Consider the following 20021-nt stretch of genomic DNA (forward strand, 5'->3'; position numbering starts at 1 on the left):
TCCTCGGATTCGAAGCCCGACACTCACTCCGGCGACCGGCAGGTGGCCGGGTCGAGCGTCGGCGAGACGGTGTCGGAGGGCAGGGCGTCGGGTGTGGTGGTCGGCGAGGCCGACGTGGTCGGACGGCCGCTGGCGGCCGGGCTCGCGCTGGCCGACGGCGGCGGGGTCGCCGGGCCGGCGGTCGGCGTCGGTGTCGTGGTGGCAGCCACCGCGCTCGGGCTGGGCGGGCAGATCGGCTTCAGGTTCGGGTTCGTCGGGCTGTCGCTGGTCAGCTCGGCCAGCCGACGCTCGGCGTCCGGCTCGCTCTTGGCCGGGATGCCCTGCTTCACCTGCTCCTGGGCGGCCAGGGTCAGGTCGTCCAGGTCGGCCGGGCTGGTGGAGTGCACGGTGGAGAGGTCCATCCCGGCGATCTCACCCTGGATGCCCCGGAACACCGCGACCTGGCCCTCCTCGGTCGCCCCGACGTAGTACTGCCGCTGGGTGTAGCTCCAGCCGCCGAAGACGGCCCCGCCGAGCAGCACCAGCAGCGCCAGCGTCGTCGCGGCGGCGCGCACGGGCCGGCGTTTCGGGCGTTCTGGCTCGTCGTCGCCGGCCGCGGGCTCCTCGGGGGCGGGGGGACGGGGGGCGGAGAGCGCCGACGCGCGGGCCGCCGGGGTGGAGACGTCGGCGGAGGTCGCCATGCCCCGGTCCCGGGCCGCGGCGCCGCCGACGATCGGGCTCGCCTCGACGATGTCCTGGTCGGTGGCGTCCGCGATGATCACCGTGATGTTGTCCGGCCCGCCGCCGCGCAGGGCGAGCTGCACCAACCGCTCCACGCACTGCTGGGGGTCGGTGTACTCGCGCATGGTCTCGGCGATCGTGTCGGCGCTGACCACGCCCGAGAGGCCGTCGCTGCAGATCAGGTAGCGGTCGCCCGGCAGCACCTGGCGGACGCTGTATTCCGGGTCGATGTCGCGGCCGTCCAGCGCGCGGGTGAGCAGCGACCGCTGCGGGTGGCTGCTCGCCTCCTCGGCGCTGATCCGGCCCTCGTCGACGAGCATCTGGACGTACGTGTCGTCCTTGGTGATCTGCGCGAACTCGCCGTTGCGCAGGAGGTAGGCCCGCGAGTCGCCGATGTGGACCATGCCCAGCTTGCTGCCGGAGAAGAGGGTGGCGGTGAGCGTGGTGCCCATCCCCTCCAGCTGGGGGTTGGCGTCCACGGTGTCGCGGAGCTGCTGGTTGGCGGTGCCCACGGCCGAACGCAGCGCGTCGACGAGGGCGTCACCCGGGACGTCCTCGTCGAGCGGCGCCATGGCACCGATGACGATGTTGCTGGCGACGTCACCGGCGGCCATGCCGCCCATGCCGTCGGCGACGGCGAGTAGCCGCGGTCCGGCGTAGACGGAATCCTGGTTACCGTCTCGGATCAGACCGCGGTCGCTGTGGGCCGCATAGCGCAGGGTCAGAGTCATGGCCGTAATTCGAGAGAAGTGCGGCCGATCCGGATCGGCACGCCGAGGGGGACGGGGGTTGGTCCGGTGACCTTAGCGCGATCCAGGTAGGTGCCGTTAGTCGAGCCGAGATCCTCGACGAACCACTGCCCGTCGCGTGGCACCAGCCGGGCGTGCCGCGCCGAGGCGTAATCGTCGGTGATGACGAGGGTGGAATCCTCGGCCCGGCCGATGGTGATCTGCGCTTCACCAAGGGTGATCCGCGTGCCCGCCAGTTGACCGGCGGTGACCACGAGCTGGTGCGCCGCCCTGCCCCGCTTCGCCTTCGCCGGTTTCGCCGCCTGCCCGAGCGAGGCCCCGACCGCCCGTGGGGCGGCCACCAGCCGGCCCGACCGGGCCCCCGCGAACAGGTCCCGGCGGATCACGCCGACCACCGTGAACACGAAGATCCACAGCAGGATGAGGAACCCGAACCGGGCGACGGTGATGACGAGTTCCGGCAAGGCGGATCAGCCGTCCACGCGGAAGGTCAGCGTCGTGGTGCCGAGCTGGATCATGTCGCCGGGGTTGAGCGCGACGGCGGAGACCCGCTGGCCGTTGACCATCGTGCCGTTGGTCGACCCCAGGTCGGTCAGCACGACCTGACCGCCGTCGAAGTCCAGCCGGGCGTGTCGCCGCGAGATGCCGACGTCGGGCAGGCGCAGGTTGGCCTGGTCGCCGCGGCCGATCACGGTCGAGCCCATCTGGAGGGGATAGGTGCGCCCGTCGCCGGAGACCAGCCGCACGTTGCGGCTGCCGCCGTGGCCGGGCGGGGGGCCGTAGCCGCCGCCCTGGTCGTACGCCGGGTAGGCGGGCGGGCCGGCGTCGTAGCCGGGCGCGGAGACCGGGGCGACCTCGCCGCCGGTGTAAACCTCGGCGGTGACCCGGAACATGCCCGTGTCCAGCCCCTCGCCGCGTTCGATCTCGACGATCACGTCGCCGTAGACCGTCCAGGCCTGCTCGCCGATGAACTCCGCCTGAGACTGGGCCAGTTCCTGGGCCAGCGCGGCAGCGTACGGCGCCAGCCGACTGTGGTCGTAGGGCGAGAGATCGATCACGTAGCGGTTGGGCACCAGGGTGCGCCCACCGGCCAGGATCGCCTTGTGCGCCTCGGCCTCCCGCTGCATGGCGTTGAGGATCTCCACGGGGTGGACCACCCCTTTGAAGACCTTGGCGAAGGCTCCTTCGACCAGGCCTTCCAGACGCTTCTCGAAGCGTTGCAGCACGCTCACCGGCTCCTCCTCGGGTCCCGAGGACATGATGGTATCCGGCCGGAGCGTCCGCAGCTCACACGCCGCTCGGCCGGCTGGCGGCGGCCCGTTCGATGGGGCCGTTGTCGTCGTGCTAGTCTTTCGTCCGCCGAGAACGGTACCGCCTCGACGGACGGTAACCGATCGACGCAACGATCACGGACCACGTAGAATGTCCGGGGCCCGCTGGAGACAGCAGGACCGGCACAGACTACAGTGTTCGAGGTCAGGCCACGGGGAAGTGGCGGAATGGCAGACGCGCACGGTTCAGGTCCGTGTGCCCGAAAGGGCGTGGGGGTTCAACTCCCCCCTTCCCCACCAACACGCGAGGGCTCCGCAGCGATGCGGGGCCCTCGCGGCGTATCGGGGCCGTGCCGTACGTCACGCTATGCTCCGATGGATTCTGCCTCCGAGGACCAGGAGTGGCGTGTGAGTGTCGCATTCGTGACCGGGTCGGGCGGGCTGATCGGCTCCGAGGCGGTCCGGCACTTCGCCGGCCTCGGTCTCGACGTCGTCGGCATCGACAACGACATGCGGCAGGAGTTCTTCGGCGAGGAGGCTTCGACCGCCTGGAACGTGCGGCGCCTGACCGACGAGCTGGGGAGCGCGTACTCGCACCACAGCATCGACATCCGGGACCGGGCCGCGCTGGGCAAGCTCTTCAAGCGGTACGCGGGCGCCGTCGCCGTGGTGATCCACACCGCCGCCCAGCCGTCGCACGACTGGGCCGTGCGCGACCCGTTCACCGACTTCGACGTCAACGCCGCCGGCACGCTCAACATCCTGCAGAACGTGCGCGAGCACTGCATCGGGGCGCCGGTGATCCACTGCTCCACCAACAAGGTCTACGGCGACCGGCCGAACAGCCTGCCCCTGGTCGAGCTGGAGACCCGGTGGGAGATCGAGCCGGGCCACCCGTACGAGCAGGGCATCCGCGAGGACATGTCCATCGACGGCTGCCTGCACTCGATCTTCGGCGCCTCGAAGGTCGCGGCCGACGTCATGGTGCAGGAGTACGGCCGCTACTTCGACATGCGGACGGCCTGCTTCCGGGGCGGGACGCTGACCGGGCCGGCGCACTCGGCCACCGAGCTGCACGGCTTCCTCGGGTACGTGATGCGCGCCAACATGGAGCGCCGGACGTACAAGATCTTCGGCTACCAGGGCAAGCAGGTGCGGGACGCGATCCACAGCTCGGACGTGGTCTCCGCGTTCGAGGCGTTCTTCCGCAACCCGCGCTCGGCGGCGGTCTACAACCTCGGCGGCGGCCGGCACTCCAACACCTCCAACCGGGAGGCGTTCGCGCTGGCCGAGCAGATCACCGGCCAGGAGATGGTCACCGAGTACGTCGAGGCCAACCGGATCGGCGACCACAAGTGGTGGATCGGCTCGAACGAGGCGTTCCAGGCCGACTACCCGGAGTGGAAGCAGGTCTACGACGTCCCCATGATCATGCGCGAGATCTACGAGGCCAACGTGGACAAGTGGGTGCCGGCAGCATGACCGCCAGGGGCAAGCGGAACGTCCTCGGCGTCCTGGTCGACGCCACCGACTACGCCGCGGCGACCGAGCAGGTGGTGGCGGCCGCGCAGGAGCGCCGCCCGCTGGCGCTGACGGCGCTAGCCGTGCACGGGGTGATGACCGGGGTGCTGGACCCGGCGCACAACGCCCGGCTGAACTCCTTCGACGTGGTCACCCCCGACGGCCAGCCGGTGCGCTGGGCGCTCAACCTGCTGCACGGCGCCGGGCTCACCGACCGGGTCTACGGGCCCACGCTCACCCTGCACGTGCTCTCCCGGTTCGCCGACGAGGGCCTCCCGGTCTACCTCTACGGCTCGACGGAGGAGACCCTGGCGAAGCTGATCCCGGCGCTCGAGCGGATGTTCCCGGCCCTCAAGATCGCCGGCGTGGAGCCGTCCAAGTTCCGGGCGGTGCAGCCGGGCGAGGACGTCGAGATCGCCGACCGGATCAAGGCCAGCGGGGCCCGGCTCGTCCTGGTCGGGCTGGGCTGCCCGCGCCAGGAGGTCTTCGCGTACGCCATGCGGCCGCTGCTGGACATGCCGCTGATGGCGGTCGGGGCGGCCTTCGACTACCACGCCGGGCTGCTGCGCCAGCCGCCGCCGTGGATGCAGCGGGCCGGCCTGGAGTGGTTCTGGCGCCTCGGCCTGGAGCCGAAGCGGCTGTGGCGCCGGTACGTGATCCTCAACCCGGCCTACCTGGCCCGGCTCGCCGGGCAGAAGACCGGCCTGTGGAAGGCGGTCCCGCCGGCCCCGGCCGCCGAGCGGCCGTCCACCTTCGCCGTCTGACCCGGACCGACAGGCGTTAGGAAGGGCCCCTTCCTATGCATCAGGCGATAGGAAGGGGCCCTTCCTTGCACTCAGTTAGAGGGTCAGGGTCCAGGTGTTGATGTAGCCGCTGTCGCCGTAGTAGACGTCCCGCACCCGCAGCTGCCAGGTGCCGTTCGCCGCCTCGCTCGACAGGTTCGCCGTGTAGGTGGTGTTGATGTTGGCCGCGCCGTCCCAGATGTTGTTGCTCTTCAGCCGGTAGGACGAGCCGTCCGGAGCGACCAGGTCGACGACGAGGTCACCGCGGTAGGTGTGCACGATGTTCACCGCGACGGTCGAGGCCGACGAGGCGTTGCGGGCGCACCCGGAGATCGGGATCGAGCTGCTCACCGTGGCACCGGTGTCCGGGATCGCGACGTCGGTGCCGTTGGTGCCGGAGCAGCCGCCGCCGGTGCCGGTCACGGTCAGCGAGTAGGTGGCGCTCTTGCTGCCGGAGGCCGCCGTGCCCGTCACCGTCACGGTGTAGGTGCCGGGCGCCGTGCTCGCCGAGGTGCTGATGGTGAGCGTCGAGGAACCGCCCGAGGTGACGGTGGCCGGGCTGAACGAGGCGGTCGCCCCGGACGGCAGCCCGCTCGCGGAGAGGCTCACCGACTGGGCCGAGCCGTTGGTGGTGGCGGTGGCCACCGTGGCGGTCACCGAGCCGCCCGGCGCGGTCGAGCCGGAGGTCGGCGAGACCGAGACGGAGAAGTCGTTGGTCGGCGGCGGGGTGTCGTCGTTGACGACGTAGAGCAGCTTGTTCGGCGAGCCGGTGCCCGGGTTGCCCACCACGTTGTTGGTGGCGTTGTTCACCAGGTAGTCGCGGACCTGCTGCGGCGTCCAGGACGGGTTGGCGCTGGCCACCAGGGCCGCCGCGCCGACCACGTGCGGCGTCGCCATCGAGGTGCCGCTGATCGTGTTGGTGGCGGAGTCGCTGGTGTACCACGCCGACGTGATCGACGAGCCGGGCGCGAAGATGTCCAGGCAGGTGCCGATGTTGGAGAACGAGGACCGGGCGTCCGTGTTGGTCGTCGAGCCGACGGTGATGCCCTCGGCGGTCCGGGCGGGCGAGGTGTTGCAGGCGTTCCCGCCGGAGTCGTTGCCGGCCGCCAGGCCGTAGCTCACGCCCGAGTTGATGGAGTTCCGTACGGCGGTGTCGAGCGTGCTGTTCGCGCCGCCGCCGAGGCTCATGTTGGCCACGGCCGGCTTGACCGCGTTCTGGGTCACCCAGTCGACACCGGCGATGACGCCGGCGTTCGTGCCGCTGCCCTGGCAGTTGAGCACCCGGACGCCGACCAGCTGGACGCCCTTCGCCACGCCGTACGCCGAGCCGCCGACGGTGCCGGCGACGTGCGTGCCGTGCCCGTTGCAGTCGTCGGCCGAGCCCCCGTCGACGGCGTCGAAGCCGGAGGTGGCCCGGCCGCCGAAGTCGCTGTGGCTGAACCGGATGCCGGTGTCGATGATGTAGGCGTGCACGTTGCTCGCCGTGTTCGGGTACGTGTAGGAGTTGTCCAGCGGCAGTGCCCGCTGGTCGATCCGGTCCAGGCCCCAGGACGGCGGGTTGGTCTGGGTGCCGGCGATCGACACGGTGTGGTTCTGCTCGACGTACGCCACGGCGGGGTCCGCGGCGATCCGGGCGGCGGCCCCGGCGCCAACCCGGACCTCGAAGCCGCGCAGCGCGGCGCCGTAGGTGCGGGCCACCGTGCCGCCGTGCCGGCCGACCAGCCGTTGCGCGGTGTCACCGACGGTGGCGCGGGCGACCGCGGTGTCCTTGAAGACGACGATGTAGCTGTCGGCCACGGCGGTGGCGCCACCTGCGGCCCGGATCGTGCCGACCGGCTCGGCGGCCATGGCGGGCGTGGCGGTGGCCACCATGGCCATGGTGGCCACCCCGACGAGTAGGGACCTACGTGGAAGACCCATCTTCTACCTCCCTCCGACCGGCACCCGATCATCGACGTCCGTGGCGATAATCGATGAGTGCCGATCGAGCTGAGGGTAGAGCGGCGTCATCGGGATACAAACATGTCGGCTTCCCTATAACACCGGGAGGATGCCCCCTACGGGACGCCGTTACGGGAGGAACGGGGGCCGGCCCCGGATTCGGGCGCGTCGGGAACGGGCAATGCTCTCCGTCATGGAGAGTCACCTCACCGTGCTGGCGCCGCTGGCCGCCGTCTGGCTCGCTGCCGGCTGGCTGGCGGACGGGATGCCCCGGCTGGACCGCGCCCGCGCCCTGCACCGGCGTACGGGATGGGTGCTCGCCCTGACCCTGACCGGCCTGGGCCTGACGGCCGCCGTGCTGGTTGCCGGGCTCTCCAGCGCCGGCGCGGCCCCGGCGGACCGGGCCGCCGCCGGCCTCACCCTCGCCGCCGCGCCCGCGCTCGTCGTCGCGGCCTGCACCGTGCGCCGGGTGCGCCGGCTGCGGGCGGGCGCGGGGGCGTTCGCCGCGGCGCCCGGGACCCCGGCCCCGCACGGCCTCCGGGCCGCCGCGGCGCACCCGCTGGTCGGGCTTCCGTTGCAGGTCACGGGCCTGGCGATCCTGCCCGCGGTGGCGGCGGCGAGCGCCCCGGAACCGCTGTTCGGGCCCGGGGTGACCGGGCCGGCGATCACCGTCGGGGTGCTGGCGGTCGCCGCCATCGGCGTACGCCACGCGCTGCGGCACAGCCGCCTCGCCGAGCGGGCCGCGCCGCCCCGGCCGGCGTCACCGCGAGCGGCCGGGGCCCTGCACGTATAGCAGTTCCAGGATCGCCCGGGTCGCCTCGAACCAGCGGTCGAGCCATCCGGGCGGCGGGACGCTGCCCTTCGGCGGCAGCTCCATCAGCAGCCCGCGGAGCAGCGGGTGGTCGGCCAGCGACTCGGCCGGCTCCATCGACCAGCCGCCCGGCGGGAACGACGGCTCGGTCAACGGGTTCGGATCCAGCGACGGCAGGGAGAGCGGCCCCGCCTGCTCCGGCGCGGCCGTCGTGGCCTCCCGGCCACCGACCTCCGTGTCGGTCGACACCACCTCGGTCAGGACGGTGTCCCGGCGCGCCCCGCGGTACTTGCCCCCGAAGCGCTCCGGCTTGCCCGGCCCGTTGGTGAGGTTGTCTGACCCGATCGTCGTCATCCGTCTCGCCTGCCTCGTTCGGTTGCGATTCGTGCGGCGGGTTGTCGACCAGCGCCGTATCGAGGGGTACAACGACACGGGCCCGATGTGGCGACGGGATGGCCGGGCTTCTTCGCGTCGGGACCGGACGCGGGCACGGCTGTGTCCCCGCCCGGCTGCCCGCCGGACGGGGACACCGCCTCACCTCCCGGTCGCGTCAGTCCCGGCCGAAGCCGCCGCCCCTGGCGCCGGCGACGAAGGCGTGCCAGTCGCCCGGGGCGAAGACCAGGGCCGGACCCGTCTTGTCCTTCGAGTCCCGCACGCCGACCGCCCCCGTCACGTACGCCACCTCCACGCAGTTGTCACAGTTCGGCCCGCTCTTCGAGCTCTTGAACCACGCTGCCTGCGTCAGGTCCACGGGGAACCCCTTGGTCGCCATTTCCACAACGGCTCCTCTGCCAGTTTCGCGATGTGTGCGATGGACTCCTCCGGACGAATGGCCGCCGCTCGGACGTGATCGAAGATGAAGCTGTACTTCTGCAGTTCGTCGCTCTTCTCCAGGAAGAGCCCACCCGTGGCGTTCTCCGCGTACACGACATCCGGATCACCGGGCTCGGGGAAGCTGAGGATCGTGAAGGTCCCGTCCATGCCGGCGTGCGCCCCCACCTCGAACGGCAGGATCTGCAGCGTCACGTTCGGCAGTTCCGCCACCTCGACCAGCCGGTTGAGCTGGTCACGCATGACCGCGTCCCCACCCACCGGACGGCTCACCACCGCCTCATCGAGCACCACCCACAGATCGACCGGATCATCCTGTGTCAGCAACGACTGACGGCCGAGCCGGACACGGACACGTTGTGCGACCTGGTCAGGGGTGAAGTCCGGCCGCGCGGCGCGGATCATCGCGCTCGCGTACGCCTCGGTCTCCAGCAGGCCGGGCACCACCTGCTGCTCGTACGCGCGGATCGAGCTGGCCGCGGCCTCCAGGCCGACGTACGCGCCGACCAGCACCGTGCTGTACGGGTGCCACCAGCCCTTCTGCCGCGCCTCCCGGGCGATCTGCACCAACTCGTCGCTCTCGCCGCCCACCACCCCGTAGATCCGGAGCATGTCCCGCACGTCGCGCGGCGTCGCCGTGGTGTGACCGGTCTCGATCCGCGAGATCTTCGACGCCGAGCACTCCAGCTGCTCGGCGACGACCTCGATGGTGATCCCGGCCGCCTCCCGCTGCCGCCGCAGTTCCGCGCCGAGGCGGCGGCGCCGGATGGTCGGGCTGCGCCGCTCGCTCACGGCCTCACCACCCCGTCCGCTGGTCGGGACCACCGGCTGTCGGCCCTCACCGGCCCACCTCCGCGTCGCGCGCGCCGCTGCCGTCGCCCGCCGGGGGCGCGACCGTCGAACGGCGGGCGTCGTTCGCGGCAAGGGGGTGGTGCCGGTCATCGGCCGGCCGCGACGGGCGAAACCGGACCCCAGTGTGCCGCCGATACGTGAACGGCATCAAGCGCCGCCTGCGCGCGCCGCTCGCGTATCGGCAAAAGTCGACGTGCAACTTGCATGAAGCACGTCGCTGATGCACTCTGTCCGTATGGCACGGGTTACTCACCGTCTCCGTCCGCTCCCCCGCCGTGGTGACCCCACGGGCTCCGGGACGCGCGCCGGTGGGGCCGCCCGGCCTTCGACAACCAGACCTGCCCCGGGTTGATGACCCCGCCGCTGCACGCCAGTTGGCTGTGGCGGCGGGAGCGGTACCCGGAGTAGCCGGGTGATGGTCGGGTGGCGGTTCGCCACCAGCGGGTACGGCCCGACCACCACCGCCCGCACCACCGGTCCACGAGGACACGACCCCGTGACCGGCCACCGAGACGTCCCCCGACCCGCTCCCGCCGGCCCGTCCGCCGGCCGACCCTTCCCAGGAGCCCATGTGCTTCCCCGCTCCGGTGACGTACTGCACGTGACTCGCGCGGCGAGTGTCCAGTTCCTCAGGCCCATCATGTTCCGGGTCATCCGGGTGCTCGACTGGCCGACCTACGACGGCTGGATCTGGCTCGACGGCTACGAGTTGAACGCTTCGGGGGACGCGGTCAACCGGCGGTCGATCTTCGTCCAGCGGGAGGGTCTGCGCCAACTGCAAGCGGCTCCCGAGCCCCGTACGCACGCCGTGCGGGCACCGCGCCGGCCCGTCGCCCGCACCCCGCTCCGGGTGGGCTGAGCTCCGCGATCGGCAGCCGGGGGGCGTGCCCCGCCATAGAATGAGGTACGCCCACCCCGGCAGGTTCCACCCCGCGCGTCCAGGACCCCGAACCTGGGATGGCCATGGTCAATCAGTCCGCCGCGCGGCGGCACCACCGCTCCCGCATCGCCTACGCCTTCGGAATCCTGGCGCTGATCGGCGCCGCCACGACACTGGTGGTCGTGGTCCGCGACCCCGCCCTGTCGTCCACCACCCGGCTGACCACCCCGGTCCCCGCACCGGAGATCACCGTGGCCGACGACGACCCGTCGGACGGCGACGACGGGCAGGACGCCTTCGACGCCCCGTACTCCCCGGACGAAGCAGGCGCACTCGGCGCCGCCGACGAGCCCGGGACCGGCGTGCCGGCCGGATCGTCGGACGGCACCGACGCCGAGGCCGCCCGACAGTCGCCGGACGACGTCCACCGTTCCCTCTTCTGGTCCGGGGTCTTCGGTCTGGCCATCTCGCTGGCCGGTCTCGGCCTGGTCGGAACCAGACGCCGGATGTGGTGACCCGGCCCGGCCGCCGCTCGTTCGTGCACCATCCGGAGCGGTGACCTTCCCGGGCAGCCCGGTCAGCGGCGGCTCACCTGGTGGCGGTCGGCCCGGCCGTCGTCGGCGTGGGTTCGCCGCCGGACGGCGACGGCGCGCCACGGGACACCACCAGGGTGACCTCCTCCCCGTCCGGGACGAGTTCCCCGGCCTCCGGTTCGGTGCGGATCACGGTGCCCTCGGGGCGGTCGGACTCCCGGTACTCCACCCGGTGGCCCAGCCCGAGGTCGTCCAGGATCGCCTGCGCCGTCGCCAGCGGCAGGTTCACCACGGGCGGCATCGGCACCTGCGCCGCCGAGGTGGTCGGCGGCGCGGAGGGCGAGGGGGTGGTCGGGACGGCCGAGGTCGGCGCGGGGGTCGTCGGCGACGCGCGGGTCACCGACGGGGAGGGCGACAGGCCCGGAACGGCCGGACCGTCGTCGTCCGCGGACTGGAGGACCAGCCACAATCCGAGCCCGAGCAGGCCGAGTAGCAGCAGCACGACCACCCCCCACAGGATCGGCAGCCACCAGCGCCGGCCGCCGGGCTCCTCGGCGTACCACTCGGCGGCCTCGCGGGGATCCGCCGGCCGGGGCGGCGGCACCTCCGCGCGCCCGGACCAGGCCGCCGGGCCGGACCGCTCGGGCGGCATGGCGGCCGTACGGTCCAGCGGGGCGGCGCGGTCGACGGGCATCGACCGGGTGGCGTCGCCCCCGGCGGTCGGAGGGCCCTCCGGGCCGGGCAGCCGCTGGGTGCGGTCGGCCGGCTCCGGCCCGACGGACGGGTCGCCGGACGGGGGCAGCGGGCGGGTTCGGTCGTCGCGTTCCCCGGCGGGCGGTTCCTGGCGGTCGTCGCTCATGCCGGCACTCCGCTTCGCTGCGTGCCGACATGAGACACCACCGCACCGCACCGATGATTCGCTCGCTGACGCTCGCTCATGCCGGCACTCCGCTTCGCTGCGTGCCGACATGAGACACCACCGCACCGCACCGATGATTCGCTCGCTGACGCTCGCTCATCGCACGTCCCTTCCCGACCCGGGCAGGCGTCGTGGCCCCTGACCGCCAACCTAGCGGTCCGGACGGCCATCGGCCGGGATCAGCGTGCCGGACGCTCCGTCACGGCGTCGGGGTGGCGGAGCCCGAGCCCGCCGGTGCCGCACCGCACCAGATCGACACCTGGTCGTTCCACCTGCCCGTGCTGTCGCCGGGCGGGTCCTGGCGGGTTACGGTGCCGGTCCGACCCGAACCGTACTGCGGGTAGAAGCCCTCGTCGACGAGGTCGTCCCCCGCCTCGTCGCAGTCGTCGCCCACCACGTCCGGCACCGTCGCGGCCGGGGCCGGGCCGCTCACGTAGAGCGTCACGGTGCGCCCCGGCTGCACCTGCGTCCCGACCGCCGGGGAGGCACGCTCCACCGTCCGCCCCGCGCCGCCCAGGAAGACCAGTCGCCAGCCCAACCGCCGCTCACGCAACTCGTCGCGGGCCTCGGCGAAGTCCTCCCCGACCACCTCGGGGACCGTCAGGCCGGCGGGGCGGGTCGGCGTGCTCGTCCGCGCCGGCGACGACATCGACGACCGCCCCGGCGTCGGGTGGGCGGCGCTCCGGGTGCCGGTGGGCGAAGCCGTCGCCGACGCGTCCGACGGGATGGGTGGGTCATCCTCGCCGGCCAGGAGCCAGCCACCCGTCGCGCCGACGGCGGCGAGCAGCACGACGGCCAGCCCGCCGCCGAGCAGGGTGGTCGTCCGGCCCGCCCCGGTGTCGTCCCGCGCGCCGGCGCCCCCGCCCGTGTACCCGTCCGTCATGCCGTCCACCGCCTCGATCACCGGCGACCGTACCCGCCCCCGCCAAGCCCGACGCGGTCGCGGTCACCAAGGCGGAACCGTGACGACTCGCCGCGCCGAGCACGGGACGTTACGCTCCCCGGCATGGCCAGACGGGGCTGGGGAGGATCGATCGCGATCGCGGTCGGCGTCGCTGCCGGCGCGGGCGCGGCCCAACTGGGCTTCGGCTACGGGCTGGGCATCATCAACTGGGCACCGGCGGACGCCACCGCCGGCGCGACCGCCTGGGTGGCCGGCCTGGTCTGGGCCACCTGGATCGCGGCCACCTCGACTGTCTTCGGCGCGGTGTGCGCCCAGCGGCTGCGCGACAGCGCCCCGGTGCCCGGCGGCGCCCCCGACGACGCGACGGCGGTCGAGCCCGACGCCGGGCCGGGTGACGGCCTCCTCCGGCACGTCGCGCTCGCCGTGGCCGCCGGGGTGGGCGCGCTGGTCACCGTGCTGCTGGTGGCCGTGCCGGCGCGGACGGCCGTGGCGGCGGACACCGGCTCCCCCCGGAACGTCGCCGCCACGTACGCGGCGGTCGGCGTCCTGGTCGGGGTGTCGACGGCCGTCTGGGCGCTGCGCTCGCGGGCCGCCGCCAACAACGTGATCGCCACCGTGGGCTGGCTCTGGCTGCTCGCCGTGGTCGCCGTGCTCGACGGGGTGCTGGCCGGGCGCGGGCTGACAAGCGCCCAACTCGGCATCTGGCAGTTCAGCTCCGACGACGGACGGTTCTGGATCCGGGACTACTTCTACTGGCCCGGGGCGCTGCTGTCGCTCGGCTCCGCGCTGGTGATCGGGGCCCTGGCTGCTCGGGGCAGCGCCCGGCAGCCCGACCGGCGGGTCGGGGCGGTCGCCTCGGGGGCGGCCGGTCCCCTGTTGGTCGCGATCGCGTACTTCCTGGCGGTGCCGAGGGTGACCGCGATCAGCCCGGAGCAGGTGTCGGCACACCTGATCGCCCCGTACGCGGTGATCGTCGGGGTCGGCGGTTCCGTCCTGGTCGCCGCGCTCGCCCAGCGGGCCGCCCGGCGGGCCGCTGGGCGCGGCCCGGTGACGGTGCCCCGGCAGCGCACCGGCGAGCCGTCCGGCGTGCCCGGTGACCCGGTGTCGGAGGAGCACGGCACCCCGGCCCGTGCCGACACCGGTGCCCTTCGCCCGACGTCCGACGCCCCGGAGCGGGCCGGGGAATCGGCCGCGCCGACCGGGGAACCCGCCGCGCCGGCTTCCGGGGCGGACCCGGCGGCGCCGACGTCCGACGGGCAGCCCGCCGCGTCCCCGGACCCCGACCCGGAGGATCGCGGGCCCGACGGCCGCCGTCCCCGGTCCGGCCACCGCACCCGCTGAGGAGACCTCACGGGTGCCGGGCAGCGGCGCCACCACCCGGGCTCGCCCGGCCGGGTCCCGCCCCGGCGGGTCGGTCAGTCGACCGGCCAGGTGTGCACGGGCTCGTTGCTGCGTTGCAGCTCGGCGTAGCGCTGCACCATGTGGTGCAGGGCGGCGTCCCGGTCCATGCCCCGGTGCCGCTCGGCCGCCCAGACCGCCTCGGTCTGCCAGACGGCGCCGTTGCGGCCCGTCCGGCAGCGCTGCTCGATGATGCCGAGCAGCCGGTCGCGTTCGGCCGACGCCACCCCGAACCGGTCCAGCCCGGCGGCGGCCTTGGGCAGCAGGACGTCCAGGACCAGCTTGGTCACCGGCACCTCGCCGAGGCGGGGCCAGTGCAGGACGGCGTCCATGCCGCGCCGGGCGGCGGCGTGGAAGTTCTCCTCCGCCGAGCTGAAGGTGAGCTGGCTCCAGATCGGCCGGTCCGCCTCGGCCAGCTGCCGGGCCAGGCCGAAGTAGAAGGCGGCGTTGGCCAGCATGTCGACCACGGTCGGGCCGGCTGGCAGCACCCGGTTCTCCACCCGCAGGTGCGGGCGGCCGTTCATGATGTCGTAGACCGGCCGGTTCCACCGGTAGACGGTGCCGTTGTGCAGGCGCAGCTCGCCCAGCTCCGGTACGCCGCCGCCGTGCAGCACCTCGACCGGGTCCTCGTCCTCGCAGATCGGCAGCAGCGGCGGGAAGTAGCGGACGTTCTCCTCGAACAGGTCGAAGATCGAGGTGATCCAGCGTTCCCCGAACCAGACCCGAGGGCGTACGCCCTGGGCCTTCAGCTCGTCCGGCCGGGTGTCGGTGGCCTGCTCGAACAGGGCGATCCGGGTCTCCGCCCAGAGTTGCCGGCCGTAGAGGAACGGCGAGTTTGCCCCGACGGCCACCTGCACCCCGGCGATGGCCTGGGAGGCGTTCCAGTAGTCGGCGAAGCTGTCCGGAGCGACCTGGAGGTGGAACTGGAGGCTGGTGCAGGCGGCCTCGGGGGCGATCGAGTCGGTGTGGGTCTGCAACCGCTCGACACCCCGGATGTCGAGTTCGATGTCCTCGCCACGAGCGCCGACGATCTGGTCGTTGAGCACCCGGTAGCGCTCGTTGGTGGAGAGGTTGTCCACCACCAGGTGCCGCTCGGTGAGGGTGGGCAGGATGCCGACCAGGACGATCTTCGCGTCCGACCGGGTCGCCCGCCCGTCGGCCCGGGTGAGGCTGCTAAGCAGGTCCCGCTCGTAGTCGGCGAAGCCCGACCCCTCGATCAGCCGAGGTGGCGCGTTCAGCTCCAGGTTGAACTGCCCCAGCTCGGTCTGGAAGAGCGGGTCGGCGATGTCGGCGAGGATCTGGTCGTTGCGCATCGCCGGCTCGGCGGACGAGTCGACCAGGTTCAGCTCGATCTCCAGCCCGGTCATGGGGCGGTCGGCGTCGAAGCCGAAGTCGTCCAGCATCAGGGCGAAGACGTCCAGGCACCGCCGGACCTTCTGCCGGTAACGGACCCGGTCCTCCCGGGAGAAGGCGCCCTGCTCGACGTCCCTGCCCATGTGTCCTCCCGGCGCGAGGCGCAGCCGGGACCGCGCCGGGCCCGGAATGCGCGTGGTGAACCATCCACGGTAAGAGCGCCGACCTCGCCGGGACCAGAGGCGGAACCCGGCTGTCCAGCGGCCGGGACGACCACAGCCGGCCGGCCAGCACGCTCCCGACGGCATCTCTACCCAGCCCGTACGGCCCGCTACGCGGACCGGGCCGCAAATGAGTCGTGACAAATCGCACCGGCCGGGCTCTTGCCCGTGGACACACATCGGGCCCGCGCCGTGGTGCGGCGCGGGCCCGGATGCGGTACGGCGGATCAGGCCTGGCGGACGGCCTCGCCCTCGATCTCGATCTTGATCTTCTTGCCGACCAGCACGCCGCCGGTCTCCAGGGCGACGTTCCAGGTCAGGCCGAACTCCTCGCGGTCGATCTCGGCCGAGGCGGAGAAGCCGAAGATGTCCTGGCCGAACGGGCTGCGGCCGACGCCCTCGAACTCGACCTCCAGGTCGACCGGGCGGGTGACGCCCTTGACCGTCAGCTCGCCGGAGAGGACGAACTCGTTGCCGTCGCGGGACTTGACGCCGGTGCTGCGGTACTCCAGGGTCGGGAATGCCTCGACGTCCAGGAACTCCGGGCTGCGCAGGTGCGCGTCCCGGTCGGCCTGGTTGGTGTTGATGCTGGCGGCCTGGATGGTCGCGGACACCGAGGACTGCAGCGGGTCGTCGGCGACGGTGATGGTTGCGGAGGCGTCCGCGAAGTCACCGCGTACCTTGCTGACCATCATGTGCCGGGCGACGAAGCCCACGCGCTTGTGCGCCACGTCGAGCGCGTAGGTGCCGGCGCTGGGGATGGTGAGGCCGTCCCAGTCGCGGGTAACCGGTGCGGTGCTGCTGGTCATGGAAACTGCCCTCCGTGGAAGCTTGATTGAGTTCCTCAACGGCTGTTGCAGCAACTATAGAGGCAGCAATATTCCCTGTGTCAAGTACTGCTAGGATGAACAGGTGAACCAGAACGCGTTCGACGATCCCCGGATCACCGCCGTCGGCCTGCTCTACGAGGCGCACGCCGGGCTGTCGGCCCGGTTCGCCGCCCAGTTCGAGGAGCACGGCCTCTCGCCCGTCGAGTTCGAGGTGCTGACCCGGCTCGCCCGCTCGCCGGGCAACCAACTGCGGATGACCGATTTGGCCGCCCAGACCTCCCTCTCCACGAGCGGGGTCACCCGGGTGGTCGACCGGATGGAACGCGACGGTCTGCTCACCCGGCGCGCCTGCCCCTCCGACCGGCGCAGCTCGTACGCGGTGGTCACGGCCGCCGGCATGCAGCGGCTCGACGAGACCATGCCCGGGCACCTGCGGATCATCGAGCAGTGGTTCACCGGCCAGCTCGAGCCGGCGGCGCTGGCCGCCCTGCTCGACGGCCTGCGCCGGGTGCGGGACGCCGTCCACCCGGGCGCCACCGCCGGGAGCAGCGAGTCGGCCCCGACCGGGGACGGCGCGACCGCCCCGGCCTGACCGGTCGGTCAGGGCGCGACCGGGCACCGGCAGAAAGAGCGGCAGAAGTGCCGCGCCCGCGGGAGATAGTCGATCAAACCGGACGGAGTCGCGAGCGCGCGGTGGCTAGTCTTCGGGCAGTGGGGACGCACCGGGGGGTGACGGCGCGGGCGACGAGCGAGGGGTAGCAAGAGGGGCTTCGTCGCCCGCGCCACCCCCGGCCCGCTCCGCGGGGCGCACCCGCTCCCGGCCACGGCGCGGCCAGCCGTGGCCGGTCTACGTGGTCGCGGGGCCGCCGCCGCGCCGGCCCGCCGTCAGCGCGTAGAGCAGTTCCTCCTCCTGCGGCAGCAGTCGGACGCCGCTGCGTCGGCAGGCCCGGTCGAGGCGGTCCAGCACGGTGGGGTCCGCCGTGCTCGCGGCCAGTCCCACCAACGCCTCCACCACGTCGCGCCGGTTCTGGCCCTCGGCGCCGGCCTCCGCGGCGGCGGTGAACCACTCCGCCGCCAGCTCGCGATCGCCCCGGCGCAGCGCCAGGTTTCCCTCGATCAACGCGCAGATCCCGTCCTCGGGGCGGGTCCCGCGCACCGGCGCCCAGCGGGTGCCCCCGGGCCACCCGGCCTCCCCGAGACGCGGCGACGGCGGCACCGGGGTCACGGCCGGGCGCAGCTCGGCCAGCACCTCGGCCGCCTCGGTGAGGCGCCCGTCCCGGGCCAGCGCCAGGCCCACGGTGCCGAGCACCCGGCGGCGGTGGCCGGGGTCGTCGAGGTCGGCCGGCGCCTCCAGCACCCGCCGGCCCTGGTCGACGGCGTCGGCGTACCTGCCCTCCAGGCGGGACACCTCGGCGAGGTTGGCCCGCGCGAGCACCCGCAGCCGCTGCTCACCGCACTGCGCGGCGAGCCGGTCGACCGCGGCCAGCCGGCGGCGGGCCGCCGCGAGGTCGCCGACCCGGATGTCGTGCCAGGCGAGGTTGTTCTGCGCCACCGCCATGTCCCGGACCCGGCCGCCCTGGCCGGCCAGCGCGAGCACCGCCTCGGCCTGCTCCCGCGCCTCGTCGTGCCGGCCGAGGGCGACCAGCAGCGCGCAGAGCACGGCCCCCGCCTCCACCTCCCCGGTGACGTCGCCGGCGTCCCGGAACGCGGCCAGCGCCGCCAGCGCCGCCGGCACCTCCTCGGCCCCGGCGCCGTGCTCGGCGGCGATCCGGGCCACCCCCAGGGACGCCCAGGCCCGCAGCACCGGGTCGGCGTCGGCGGTGCGCGGGTCCGCCAGCAGCCGGCGCAGCCACTGCCGGCCAGGGACGTCCCGCCCCCGGAAGCGCCACCACCGGGACAGCTCCGCCGCCAACCGCAGTGCCGTCAACGGGTCGTCGACGGCGGCGTGCGCCAGGGCCGAGCTGATGTCGCCGCTCACCTCGTCCAGCCGGTGCACCGCGGCCGGCAGGTCGGCGCCCGCCAGTTCCGGCGCGGTCCGGGCCACCAGGCGCGCGACGACCCGGGCGTGCCGGCGCCGGATCGCGGTCAGCTCGCCGGCGCCGGTGGCCTGCTCGGCGGCGAAGTCCCGGACAGCGTCGAGCAGGCGGAACCGGAAGGGCCCGGTGCCCCGGACGCTCAGCAGGCCGAGTTCCAGGAACCGGTCCAGCAGCGGGACCGGGTCCACCGCGACCGTGCCGTCCCGGTCGGCGTCGTCGGCGAGCATCTCCTCGGCCAGCTCGACCGACCAGCGGTTGCCGAAGGCGGCGAGCCGGCGCAACGCGGCCCGCTCGGCGAGGGCGAGGAGGCGGTAGCTGGTGGCCACCGCGTCCCGCAGCGTCTCGGCCACCGCCGCCCGGGGGCCCTCCGGGCGGCTTGGCTCCGCCGTGTCCCAGCCCGGACGCTCGGCCGCCCCCGACGAGGTCGCCAGGTCGAGGACGCGGTCCCCGTACCGGTCGAGCAACTCGTTGAGGTCGAGGATCCGGCCCCGGGCCGCCATCAGCTCGATGGCCAGCGGCAGGCCGCCGAGGCGGCGTACCAGCGCGGCCAGGGCGGGCAGCTCGGCCGGGCCGGGCGGCTCCCGGCGGACCTGCGCGAGCCGGGCGGTGAACAGCGCCACCGCGGGGTAGTCGGCCAGCGCCGACGGGCCGGCCCGCTCGTTCCCCGGCGGGGGTACGTCGAGCGGGGAGACCGGCCACACCCGCTCCCCGGGCAGGCCCACCGGGTGCCGGCCGGTGACCAGCACCCGCAGCGACGGCACCGCGCCGGCGAGCCGGTGCACCGTCTCGGCGACGGCATCGGGCGCCCGCTCGGCCGCGTCCACGAGCAGCAGCGCCGGCCGGCCGTCGAGTCGGGCGGCCAGCTCGGACATCCGGCCGACCCCGAAGACGGCCATGGAGGCGGCGAGCACGTCGGCGGCGTCGGAGCCCTCGCCGATGAGCACGCCGGCCGCCCCGCCGGGATATTGGTCGACGACCGCGTGGGCCACCGACAGGGCGAGCGCGGTCTTGCCGACGCCGGCCAGCCCGACCAGGCTCACCAGCCGGGGACCGCGCCCGTCGGTGAGCAGCCCGACCAGCTCGGCGAGGTCGGTGTCCCGGCCGATCAGCGCAACCGGGAGCGGGAGCGCGACCGGCGTACCGACGTGATGGTCGGCGTCAAGGCGAGCCGGCGGCGCGCCGACCAGGGCGACCGGCGGCGCGGCCGGCGCCTGCCCCCGGGCGGCGGCGAGGAACGCCGACCGGGCGGCACCGGTCAGCTCCAGCGCGCCAGCGAGCAGCTCGACGGTGGTGCGCTGCGGCCGGGACGACCGGCCCCGCTCCACGTCACGGACGGTGCGGACACCGACGCCGGCCCGGGCCGCCAGCTCGGCCTGGGTGAGGCCGGCGGCGAGCCGGTGCCCGCGCAACAGCTCCGGCAAGCCGGTACGACCGCCCGGATGCCGCGAACGATCATGCACCGGAGTCAT

At 73.7% G+C, this 20021-nt stretch carries 18 protein-coding genes, 1 tRNA gene and 1 pseudogene; 8 read left to right on the forward strand and 12 right to left on the reverse strand.

Features of this window, described 5'->3' with window-relative positions; all coding sequences use genetic code 11:
* Nucleotides 1–23 precede the first annotated feature (23 nt).
* The 3 genes from ACGF5C_RS13070 to ACGF5C_RS13080 are packed head-to-tail and all read right to left on the reverse strand — an operon-like array spanning nt 24 to nt 2728.
* Entirely contained in the window at nt 24–1451 is a 1428-nt protein-coding gene (locus ACGF5C_RS13070) for a PP2C family protein-serine/threonine phosphatase (protein ID WP_393300687.1), read from the reverse strand.
* Nucleotides 1448–1933 carry an FHA domain-containing protein gene (locus ACGF5C_RS13075; protein ID WP_111134465.1) on the reverse strand — a complete coding sequence of 162 codons (486 nt, stop codon included), beginning with the start codon at nt 1931–1933 and terminating at the stop codon, nt 1448–1450. Before ACGF5C_RS13075 ends, ACGF5C_RS13070 begins: the two co-directional genes overlap by 4 nt.
* Before the next feature lie 6 nt (nt 1934–1939).
* A complete protein-coding gene (locus ACGF5C_RS13080) occupies nt 1940–2728 on the reverse strand; it encodes a DUF3662 and FHA domain-containing protein (RefSeq protein WP_091100240.1) in 789 nt (262 codons plus the stop codon).
* 226 nt (nt 2729–2954) lie between these two features.
* Here ACGF5C_RS13080 and ACGF5C_RS13085 point away from each other — a divergent pair.
* The 3 genes from ACGF5C_RS13085 (at nt 2955) to ACGF5C_RS13095 (ending at nt 5025) form a co-directional block, all read left to right on the forward strand.
* Nucleotides 2955–3040: transfer RNA gene (locus ACGF5C_RS13085), tRNA-Leu, on the forward strand.
* Nucleotides 3041–3148: 108 nt separating this feature from the next.
* Complete coding sequence (locus ACGF5C_RS13090; protein ID WP_393300690.1) at nt 3149–4222, forward strand: NAD-dependent epimerase/dehydratase family protein; 1074 nt, start codon at nt 3149–3151, stop codon at nt 4220–4222.
* On the forward strand, nt 4219–5025 hold the full coding sequence (locus ACGF5C_RS13095; RefSeq protein ID WP_393300693.1) for a WecB/TagA/CpsF family glycosyltransferase: 807 nt from the start codon (nt 4219–4221) through the stop codon (nt 5023–5025). Before ACGF5C_RS13090 ends, ACGF5C_RS13095 begins: the two co-directional genes overlap by 4 nt.
* A gap of 75 nt (nt 5026–5100) precedes the next feature.
* Here the strand turns inward: ACGF5C_RS13095 and ACGF5C_RS13100 are convergent, their stop codons facing one another.
* Nucleotides 5101–6963 (reverse strand): S8 family serine peptidase, encoded by a 1863-nt coding sequence (locus tag ACGF5C_RS13100; protein WP_393300696.1) that lies wholly within the window; start codon nt 6961–6963, stop codon nt 5101–5103.
* Between the two features lie 214 nt (nt 6964–7177).
* Between ACGF5C_RS13100 and ACGF5C_RS13105 the strand changes: the two genes are divergently transcribed.
* Nucleotides 7178–7777 (forward strand): hypothetical protein, encoded by a 600-nt coding sequence (locus tag ACGF5C_RS13105; protein WP_393300699.1) that lies wholly within the window; start codon nt 7178–7180, stop codon nt 7775–7777.
* On the opposite strand, the gene ACGF5C_RS13110 is transcribed toward ACGF5C_RS13105, so the two are convergent.
* The 3 genes from ACGF5C_RS13110 to ACGF5C_RS13120 form a co-directional block, all read right to left on the reverse strand.
* Nucleotides 7745–8149: a hypothetical protein gene (locus tag ACGF5C_RS13110; protein WP_393300702.1), complete on the reverse strand. Its 405-nt coding sequence runs from the start codon at nt 8147–8149 to the stop codon at nt 7745–7747. The two genes, ACGF5C_RS13105 and ACGF5C_RS13110, sit on opposite strands and share 33 nt — an antisense overlap.
* A 196-nt stretch (nt 8150–8345) precedes the next feature.
* A complete protein-coding gene (locus ACGF5C_RS13115) occupies nt 8346–8567 on the reverse strand; it encodes a DUF397 domain-containing protein (protein ID WP_357700003.1) in 222 nt (73 codons plus the stop codon).
* Nucleotides 8537–9418: a helix-turn-helix domain-containing protein gene (locus tag ACGF5C_RS13120; protein WP_393300705.1), complete on the reverse strand. Its 882-nt coding sequence runs from the start codon at nt 9416–9418 to the stop codon at nt 8537–8539. Before ACGF5C_RS13120 ends, ACGF5C_RS13115 begins: the two co-directional genes overlap by 31 nt.
* Nucleotides 9419–10049: 631 nt before the next feature.
* Between ACGF5C_RS13120 and ACGF5C_RS13125 the strand changes: the two genes are divergently transcribed.
* Together ACGF5C_RS13125 and ACGF5C_RS13130 are read left to right on the forward strand one after the other, a co-directional pair.
* The gene (locus tag ACGF5C_RS13125; RefSeq protein WP_393300708.1) at nt 10050–10337 is read left to right on the forward strand and encodes a hypothetical protein; all 288 of its coding nucleotides are present in this window, start codon (nt 10050–10052) and stop codon (nt 10335–10337) included.
* 98 nt (nt 10338–10435) lie between these two features.
* On the forward strand, nt 10436–10873 hold the full coding sequence (locus tag ACGF5C_RS13130) for a hypothetical protein (RefSeq protein WP_393300711.1): 438 nt from the start codon (nt 10436–10438) through the stop codon (nt 10871–10873).
* Nucleotides 10874–10946: 73 nt separating this feature from the next.
* On the opposite strand, the gene ACGF5C_RS13135 is transcribed toward ACGF5C_RS13130, so the two are convergent.
* The gene (locus ACGF5C_RS13135) at nt 10947–11750 is read right to left on the reverse strand and encodes a PASTA domain-containing protein (RefSeq protein ID WP_393300714.1); all 804 of its coding nucleotides are present in this window, start codon (nt 11748–11750) and stop codon (nt 10947–10949) included.
* Nucleotides 11751–12009: 259 nt separating this feature from the next.
* Complete coding sequence (locus ACGF5C_RS13140; RefSeq protein WP_393300717.1) at nt 12010–12693, reverse strand: PASTA domain-containing protein; 684 nt, start codon at nt 12691–12693, stop codon at nt 12010–12012.
* A gap of 123 nt (nt 12694–12816) precedes the next feature.
* On the opposite strand from ACGF5C_RS13140, the gene ACGF5C_RS13145 reads away from it, so the two are divergent.
* Entirely contained in the window at nt 12817–14055 is a 1239-nt protein-coding gene (locus ACGF5C_RS13145; RefSeq protein WP_393300720.1) for a hypothetical protein, read from the forward strand.
* Nucleotides 14056–14129: 74 nt separating this feature from the next.
* On the opposite strand, the gene ACGF5C_RS13150 is transcribed toward ACGF5C_RS13145, so the two are convergent.
* The gene (locus tag ACGF5C_RS13150; RefSeq protein WP_393300723.1) at nt 14130–15608 is read right to left on the reverse strand and encodes a glutamate--cysteine ligase; all 1479 of its coding nucleotides are present in this window, start codon (nt 15606–15608) and stop codon (nt 14130–14132) included.
* 305 nt (nt 15609–15913) lie between these two features.
* The gene (locus ACGF5C_RS13155) at nt 15914–16495 is read right to left on the reverse strand and encodes a YceI family protein (protein ID WP_357700018.1); all 582 of its coding nucleotides are present in this window, start codon (nt 16493–16495) and stop codon (nt 15914–15916) included.
* Nucleotides 16496–16598: 103 nt separating this feature from the next.
* Here ACGF5C_RS13155 and ACGF5C_RS13160 point away from each other — a divergent pair, with 103 nt between their 5' ends.
* A complete protein-coding gene (locus ACGF5C_RS13160; RefSeq protein WP_393300727.1) occupies nt 16599–17108 on the forward strand; it encodes a MarR family winged helix-turn-helix transcriptional regulator in 510 nt (169 codons plus the stop codon).
* Between the two features lie 632 nt (nt 17109–17740).
* Here ACGF5C_RS13160 and ACGF5C_RS13165 read toward each other — a convergent pair.
* Nucleotides 17741–20021: pseudogene (locus tag ACGF5C_RS13165) on the reverse strand (ATP-binding protein); the annotation flags it as partial.

This window comes from Micromonospora sp. NPDC047620 (genome assembly GCF_043205005.1).
In the GTDB taxonomy this organism is placed as follows: domain Bacteria; phylum Actinomycetota; class Actinomycetes; order Mycobacteriales; family Micromonosporaceae; genus Micromonospora.

Excerpts from the sequence above, each read along its gene's own strand:
- ACGF5C_RS13070 (WP_393300687.1), bottom strand. The coding sequence starts at position 1,451 with ATGACTCTGACCCTGCGCTATGCGGCCCACAGCGACCGCGGTCTGATC.
- ACGF5C_RS13080 (WP_091100240.1), bottom strand. The coding sequence starts at position 2,728 with ATGTCCTCGGGACCCGAGGAGGAGCCGGTGAGCGTGCTGCAACGCTTC.
- ACGF5C_RS13095 (WP_393300693.1), top strand. The coding sequence starts at position 4,219 with ATGACCGCCAGGGGCAAGCGGAACGTCCTCGGCGTCCTGGTCGACGCC.
- ACGF5C_RS13100 (WP_393300696.1), bottom strand. The coding sequence starts at position 6,963 with ATGGGTCTTCCACGTAGGTCCCTACTCGTCGGGGTGGCCACCATGGCC.
- ACGF5C_RS13105 (WP_393300699.1), top strand. The coding sequence starts at position 7,178 with ATGGAGAGTCACCTCACCGTGCTGGCGCCGCTGGCCGCCGTCTGGCTC.
- ACGF5C_RS13110 (WP_393300702.1), bottom strand. The coding sequence starts at position 8,149 with ATGACGACGATCGGGTCAGACAACCTCACCAACGGGCCGGGCAAGCCG.
- ACGF5C_RS13115 (WP_357700003.1), bottom strand. The coding sequence starts at position 8,567 with ATGGCGACCAAGGGGTTCCCCGTGGACCTGACGCAGGCAGCGTGGTTC.
- ACGF5C_RS13130 (WP_393300711.1), top strand. The coding sequence starts at position 10,436 with ATGGCCATGGTCAATCAGTCCGCCGCGCGGCGGCACCACCGCTCCCGC.
- ACGF5C_RS13135 (WP_393300714.1), bottom strand. The coding sequence starts at position 11,750 with ATGAGCGACGACCGCCAGGAACCGCCCGCCGGGGAACGCGACGACCGA.
- ACGF5C_RS13140 (WP_393300717.1), bottom strand. The coding sequence starts at position 12,693 with ATGACGGACGGGTACACGGGCGGGGGCGCCGGCGCGCGGGACGACACC.
- ACGF5C_RS13145 (WP_393300720.1), top strand. The coding sequence starts at position 12,817 with ATGGCCAGACGGGGCTGGGGAGGATCGATCGCGATCGCGGTCGGCGTC.
- ACGF5C_RS13150 (WP_393300723.1), bottom strand. The coding sequence starts at position 15,608 with ATGGGCAGGGACGTCGAGCAGGGCGCCTTCTCCCGGGAGGACCGGGTC.
- ACGF5C_RS13155 (WP_357700018.1), bottom strand. The coding sequence starts at position 16,495 with ATGACCAGCAGCACCGCACCGGTTACCCGCGACTGGGACGGCCTCACC.